The organism is Aurantimonas sp. C2-5-R2 (assembly GCF_036549495.1).
Taxonomy (GTDB): Bacteria; Pseudomonadota; Alphaproteobacteria; order Rhizobiales; family Rhizobiaceae; genus Aurantimonas; species Aurantimonas coralicida_A.
Map to the genome: position 1 here is coordinate 1 of NZ_JAZHLJ010000123.1, position 7,184 is coordinate 7,184.

Here is a 7,184-nt window from a genome sequence, read left to right on the forward strand (position 1 = left end):
ATGAGGCACGGCACCGGGATATCCGGCGCAACCCTCGAAACCTGCATACTGTGAGACGGGTCGCCCTATCTCAGGCGAACATGTGGTCTAGTTCATAGCGTCTTGCTCCCGAAAAATCAGCTATTCACCATCACGAAGCCGAACGTCTAGCCAGCGGCTGTGAAAACATGCCATATTTTTTTCACGCTTGTAAATTCCCTTTTTTCATGGAATGATTTTTTCTTGAAGCTTCCTTGCTGAGGGCCGAAGCAAGTTCAATCGGCCTGTTAACAGCCTGGGAAAGCTGCGTAAGGAGAAGACGAATAACTCCGAGTCGAATTCCCAAATTATGCCTATCCGCCGGGATGTTATCAATCACAACTGCACACTGAATTCAGCTACTCCGGACCGACGTTAGGGAAATCCGACCATGAAAGTGCTCGTCACTCTTAAACGTGTCGTCGACTACAATGTGAAGATCCGGGTCATACCAGACGGATCCGGCGTCAATTTCGCTAATGTGAAGATGTCGATGAACCCCTTTGACGAGATTTCGGTCGAAGAGGCGATCAGGCTGAAGGAGGCCGGCGAGGCGGGCGAAGTCGTCGTGGTCTCGGTCGGACCGGCGAACCAGGGCACCTTCGCCTCGAAAGTCGAGATCGGCGACAGTTCGGCCAAGGCACCCGCGAAGTGGATGGCGGCATCCAAACCATCGAGATCAAGCAGGCAACACCGCTCCCATCGAGAACGTCTCGGCAAACGGCTCCGATCTCACCTCATTCGTCGAAGAAGTTCTCACCTCCTCCGACCGTCCCGAGTTGTCCTCCGCCCGCATCGTCGTTTCGGGGGCCGTGCGCTCGGCTCTTCGGAGAAGTTCGACGAAATCATCATCCCGCTTGCGGAGAAGCCCGGCGGCCCGATCGGCGCCTCGCGCGCCGCAGTCGACGCGGGCTATGCCGCGAGCGATCTTCAGGTCGGCCAGACCGGCAAGGTGGTAACGCGTCGCCTGCGGCATTTCCGGCGCCATCCAACATCTCGCCGGCATGAAAGATTCCAAGGTGATCGTCGCTATCAACAAGGACGAGGAGGCGCCGATCTTTCAGGTCACCGACTACGGCCTCGTCGCCGACATCTTCGACGCCGTGCCCGAACTCACCGCCAAGCTTTAACGATCTCGGACCGCCGCAGCCATCTTTAGGAGCAAATTCATGTCCAGCATTCCCGCTAAGGCCCGCGTCGTCATCATCGGCGGCGGCATCTCCGGCTGCTCGACCGCCTATCATCTTGCTAAGCTCGGCTGGACAGATATCGTCCTCCTCGAGCGCAAGCAGCTCACGTCCGGCACGACGTGGCATGCCGCCGGCCTGATCGGCCAGCTCCGCGCTTCGGAGAACATGACGCGGCTCGCGAAATATTCGGCCGACCTCTACATCAATCTGGAGGAGGAAACGGGCGTCGGGACCGGCATGCGGCAGACCGGATCGATCACGGTCGCGCTTACCGAGGAGCGCAACGAGGAGATCTACCGCCAGGCGACCCTCGCGCGGGCCTTCGGCATCGACGTCAACGAGATTTCGCCCGAAGAAGCGAAGGCGATGTATCAGCACCTCAACATCGGCGATGTCGTCGGTGCGGTGTATCTGCCACACGACGGCCAGTGCGACCCCGCCAACATCGCCATGGCGCTCGCCAAGGGCGCGCGTCAGCGTGGCGCGAAGATCGTCGAGAACGTGAAAGTGACCGCCGTTCATAAGAAAGGCGGCCGAGTCACCGGCATATCCTGGGTTGGCGGCGAAGAATCCGGCACCATCGAGGCCGAGATGGTGGTGAACTGTGGTGGCATGTGGGGGCGCGATCTCGCTGCCGCCTCCGGCGTCACGTTGCCGCTTCACGCCTGCGAGCATTTCTATATCGTCACAGAAGCTATCGAAGGACTCGCGCGCCTCCCTGTTCTGCGCGTTCCCGACGAATGCGCCTACTATAAGGAAGACGCCGGCAAGATGCTGCTCGGCGCTTTCGAGCCGAAGGCGAAGCCTTGGGGCATGGACGGCATCCGCGAGGACTTCTGCTTCGACCAGTTGCCGGAGGACTTCGACCATTTCGAGCCCATCCTCTCCATGGCCGTGCACCGAATGCCGATGTTCGAGACGGCGGGGATTCATACCTTCTTCAACGGGCCGGAAAGCTTCACGCCGGACGACCGCTACTACCTCGGCGAAGCGCCGGAGCTGAAGAACTATTGGGTGGCGGCGGGCTACAACTCCATCGGCATCGTTTCCTCCGGCGGCGCCGGTATGGCGTTGGCGCAGTGGATGAACGACGGCGAGCCGCCCTTCGACCTCTGGGACGTCGACATCCGCCGCGCCCAACCTTTCCAGAAGAACCGGCGCTACCTGAAGGAGCGCGTCACCGAGACGCTAGGCCTCCTCTATGCGGACCACTTTCCCTACCGGCAGATGAAGACGTCACGCGGCATCCGCCGCTCGCCTATCCATGAGCAACTCAAAGCCCGCGGCGCGGTGTTCGGAGAAGTCGCCGGCTGGGAGCGCGCCAACTGGTTCGCGGACGAGGGTCAGGAGCGAGAGTACCGCCTGTCCTGGAAGCGGCAGAATTGGTTCGAGAATGGACGTCGCGAGCACATGGCGGTGCGCGAGGGCGTCGGTCTTTTCGACATGACCTCCTTCGGCAAGATCCGCATCGAAGGGCCGGGGGCGCTCGCCTTCCTGCAGCGGCTCTGCGCCAACCAGATGGACGTCGAGCCCGGCAAGATCGTCTACACGCAGATGCTAAACGAACGCGGCGGCATCGAGAGCGACCTCACCGTCACACGCTTTTCCGAGACCGCCTTCTTCGCGGTCGTGCCCGGAGCGACGCTGCAGCGCGACCTCGCCTGGATGAGGAAGCATGTTCGGGACGAGTTCCTGGTGATTACGGACATCACGGCGGCCGAATCGGTTCTTGTCCTAATGGGACCTAAGGCGCGCGAGGTCATCACCCGCATCAGCCCAAACGATTTCTCCAGCGAGGCCTTCCCCTTCGGCACGGCGCAGGAGATCGAGATCGGCATGGGTCTCGCGCGGGCGCATCGCGTCACCTATGTCGGCGAGCTCGGCTGGGAGCTTTACGTATCCTCCGACCAAACGGCCCACATTTTCGAGACGCTTGAGGAAGCGGGCAAGGACAGCGGGCTGAAGCTCTGCGGCCTCCACACAGTCGATTCCTGTCGTATCGAGAAAGCCTTCCGCCATTTCGGCCACGACATCACCGACGAGGACCATGTCCTTGAGGCTGGCCTTGGCTTCGCGGTGAAGGCCGGCAAGGGCGATTTTATCGGCCGCGATGCGGTGCTGCGCGTAAAGGAGCAGGGTTTGAAGCGGCGGATGGTCCAATTCCGCCTGAAGGATCCCGAGCCCCTGCTCTTCCACAACGAGGCGGTGGTTAGGGACGGCGAGATCGTGTCGATCGTCACCTCCGGCAACTACGGCCACTATCTCGGCGGCGCGATCGGCCTTGGCTACGTTCCTTGCAAGGGACAAAGCGTGGAAGATGTTCTCTCCTCGACCTACCAGATCGAGATCGCCGGCGAGAGGTTCGAGGCCGAGGCTTCGTTGAAGCCGATGTACGACCCGGCCGCCGCCCGCACGAAGCTCTGACACGCATTCCACGAAGGGAAGCAGGAAATTCCGTGGGGTGATCGCGACAGCACGACCGGGTAAACTGCGGACAGCATCGTGGTCGTGACACCAAACCGGATTTGCGCATGCTGGACGAAACGCCCGATTTATCAGATGAGAAACATGCACGAGGTCGGCTTCGCTGAGAATGTAGTGTCGCATCAGGGGGAGCAGGAAAAACTGTGGGGTGATGCCGATGGTGTCCCCGGCAAACCGGCGGTAGGCTCGTCGTCTTGGCACCGAACCGGACCCGATCATGCCGGCCGCGACGACCGATCCCTTGGACGGAAACAGCTGTTCGATCCTGCAGCTGAAGGTTCGCCTGATCGACATCAGTCCGATGATCTGGCGGCGTGTGCTGGTGCCGGCGACCATGACGCTTCACGATCTGCACGGCGTCTTTCAGGTGGCGATGGGCTGGCGGAGCCTGAACCTTATCAGTTTCGCATCCACGCCGTGCATTACGGATCGTGGGACCTGGGCGGGAAAACGCCTGACCGGACGCTTGGTGGTTTCAATCTCCGCCACGGCGACAAGTTCGTCTATGAGTACGACATGACCGACTACTGGGAGCACGAGGTCCGGATCGAGACCTGGCTCGAGCCGCAGCCCCGCAAGCGGTATCCCGTCTGCATCGGCGGCAAGGGCGCCTGTCCGCCCGAGGAATGCGGCGGCCCGAGAGGGTACGACGAACGCAAGGCGGAAGCGCTGGGTTTCGACGCTTTCGAAGACATCGATACGATGGTCAATCTTCTGGATCGGATCGTGCTGCAGAAGCAGCCGCATCTGTTGGACGATGACGATATCCGCTGGCGGCTTGAGGACGCCTTGGAGCGGAACCGGGCGCGCGAACCCTTCTGGAAGGCCCAATCCCAACAGTCGTGTCACCAGCCGCCATTTCGGGTTAAACGAGAGCGGTGATGCGGGTTTCCATATCGAGTTCGAACCGGCCGTAAGGGTTGACGTGTTCCCAGATCAGCGGGGTCAGCGCGTGCAAGTCCCGGGCATTCAACCGTCCAGCCCAGTGAGGGCGGCCGAGGACCTGCTGGAGCATGAGGGTGTTGACGAACACCATGCAGTTCTGGAGCAAGTGGAGGCTGAGCATGCTCAGTTCCTGGTTTTCGGTTTTGTTGCTGGAGAGTTCGCCGCGCCGGGCGAAGAACACGAAGTCGTTGGCGCTGTTCCAGTGCTCGATGACGTTGAGCCCGTCGTTGATCTCGCGCCGCAGACCCTCGTCATGCAGATAGCGGCACAGGAATATGGTCTTGATCGCCTTGCCGAGCTCGGCGAGCGGCCCTGTAGGTCGGGTGCTGGACGTTGGCGCGGGTGAACCGGCGCAGGATCGCCTCCGTCTCGGCAGTGCCGAGCCTGAGCGCCGTCGCGTATTTCACGATCTCGTCATATTGCCAGGCGATCAGATCCCAGTCGATCGGTCGCGTCAGCACATGCTGAAGGCGCGGATACGCGTCGGCGCGACCGGCCTCGGGCCGATAAAGGCGCTGCTTCTGGATGCGCTTGATCCGAGGCAGCAGCTGGAACCCGAGCATCCGGCAGAAGGCAAATGCCACTTCCGATTGACCATGGCTGTCGACGTACTGGCGATCGACCGCCATCTCGGTGCAATGCCGGATCACGCCCTCGATCATGGAGGCGGCCTCGGAGGAGGACGGGCTCTTCATCTGCGAGTGGATGCACAGGCTGTTCTTCTCGACATGCCAGTAGATCATAATCCCGCGCCCGCCGTAGCGGACATGCCATTGAGTGGTAAGGTTCTGATCGAAGGTGCCGAAGTGCTTGGAATCGGAGGCGCAGGCCGTCGTGCCCTCGCCCCAGATGCCGGGATCGCGGATGCGCAGGGTTCCATTGGTCACGGTCGCGATTGCCTGACGAAGACGATCGACCGTGACATAGCGACGACGGGCGTAGACGAGATCGCGATAGCTGGGGCCGCCCTCGCCGGAGGCGTCCATCCGCCGAAGGCCCGTGTTGGTGCCCAATCCATTGAGACACAGGAGAAGCCGCGGCCTCAACGCGGCGCGGTCGAGGGTCTCGTAGGCCGTCGGACTGGAAAGCGCATCGGTGAACCCGAGCCGCAGGTCGGTTTCCTTGACGATGTCGAGTAGGCTCGTCATGGCCCCAGTGCATTATTGGGACACGGATATACGGGGGAGTCGGCCCGAAGCTGTGATTTTGGCCAAGTTGGGGAACGTTACAAGAACGTGCCCCCGCTAGATTGACTCGCTGTGAGGCTGCCGATTGAGTTTCCGTTTCCGATTGGAGGAGCGGATGGATGAACGGGAGCATTTCAGGCGAGGCTTTGGCTCGGGATTGGAGCTTGTCGGTCGGCGATGGCGAGTTCGTGAACGCCAAGCCCGTATCGGCGCGGCTGGGCCTGGCGGTTCAGCTGAAGTTCTTTGCGTCCCGCGGCTTTTTCGCCGAGGTCGGCGCCGACCTGCCGCAAGACGCCGTGTCCTATGTGGCCGAGCAGCTCGGTGTCGGCGGCGCTGATCTCTCCGGCTATGACTTCTCCGGACGTTCGGGACGCCGCCATTGTGCGGAGATTCTGCAATATCTGGGCTTCCGCCGCATGAAGCGGGCGGATCGCGAGGCACTGACGGTCTGGATATCGACCGAACTTTGTCCAGGCGGCATGACGGTCGGGGCGCTGATGGAGCAGGTCTTCCTGTGGTGCCTGGACAGTAAAATCTTCGGGCCCTCGCGCAAGGAGCTGGAGCGGGTGGTGCGCTCCGAGCGCCAGCGGTTCTTGGAAGCCTATCTTGGCCGCGTCGCTGACCGGCTTCGTCCCGAAACCGTCGCGTTGATGGAGGCCGCGCTGGCCGATCCGGACAGCGCGAGCGGGTTCCATACGATCAAAGGTGATGCGGGTCAGGCGAGCCTCGACAATATCATCGCCATCACGGAGCGGCTGGCCTTCATCCAGGATTTGAAACTGCCGAGAGATCTTCTGTCGCTCCCCGGCAAGAGCTGGGTCGAGCAGATCGTGCGACGGGTCGCCGGCGAAAAGGCGTCGGAGATGCGCCGCCACGCCCCGGAGCGGCAATTGGGCCTCTACGCCGTGTTCCTGATGTCGCGGGAGGCGCAGATCATTGATGGCATGATCGACCTTCTGGTGGAGACCGTTCACAAGATCGGCGTGCGCTCGAAGCGCAAGGTGATTGCCGGCATCGCGCGCGATATCGAGAAGGTCTACGGCAAGGAGCGGCTTCTGGTCGAGATCGCGGGCGCGGCGATCGACGATCCGTCGGGCCGCATCTGCGATGTGATCTTTCCGGTGGCGGGCAAGGAAAAGCTGACGGCGATCGTCAACGAGTACCGGGCGAAGGGCGCACTCGACCGGCGGATCTACAAAGTGATGCGCGGGTCCTACGCGGGGATGTCCCGAAGTTTGTTGAACTTCGTTGAGCGGCGATGCCGGGTTAAACGTTACGCGGCCCTCGATGCAGGGGCAACGAACTTTTCGGCATTTCGGCGCTGATGGGCAATGAGGGCGGCCCGCAGAATCGGCAGCTG

At 61.7% G+C, this 7,184-nt stretch carries 2 protein-coding genes and 4 pseudogenes; 5 read left to right on the top strand and 1 reads right to left on the bottom strand.

The window, feature by feature from the left end; translation table 11 throughout:
* Positions 1-409: 409 nt before the first annotated feature.
* The 4 genes and pseudogenes from VQ044_RS23145 to VQ044_RS23160 form a co-directional block, all read left to right on the top strand.
* Positions 410-702, top strand: a pseudogene (locus VQ044_RS23145) (electron transfer flavoprotein subunit beta/FixA family protein); the annotation flags it as partial.
* A gap of 2 nt (positions 703-704) precedes the next feature.
* A pseudogene (locus VQ044_RS23150) lies at positions 705-1,148 on the top strand (electron transfer flavoprotein subunit alpha/FixB family protein); the annotation flags it as partial.
* Positions 1,149-1,187: 39 nt separating this feature from the next.
* Complete coding sequence (locus VQ044_RS23155) at positions 1,188-3,632, top strand: GcvT family protein (protein WP_327649936.1); 2,445 nt, start codon at positions 1,188-1,190, stop codon at positions 3,630-3,632.
* A gap of 78 nt (positions 3,633-3,710) precedes the next feature.
* Positions 3,711-4,574: a plasmid pRiA4b ORF-3 family protein gene (locus VQ044_RS23160; RefSeq protein ID WP_442873862.1), complete on the top strand. Its 864-nt coding sequence runs from the start codon at positions 3,711-3,713 to the stop codon at positions 4,572-4,574.
* Here the strand turns inward: VQ044_RS23160 and VQ044_RS23165 are convergent.
* Positions 4,558-5,785, bottom strand: a pseudogene (locus VQ044_RS23165) (transposase); the annotation flags it as partial. The gene VQ044_RS23160 and the pseudogene VQ044_RS23165 sit on opposite strands and share 17 nt — an antisense overlap.
* Before the next feature lie 158 nt (positions 5,786-5,943).
* Here VQ044_RS23165 and VQ044_RS25915 point away from each other — a divergent pair.
* Positions 5,944-6,387 (top strand): annotated as a pseudogene (locus tag VQ044_RS25915) (DUF4158 domain-containing protein); the annotation flags it as partial.
* Positions 6,388-7,184 lie beyond the last annotated feature (797 nt).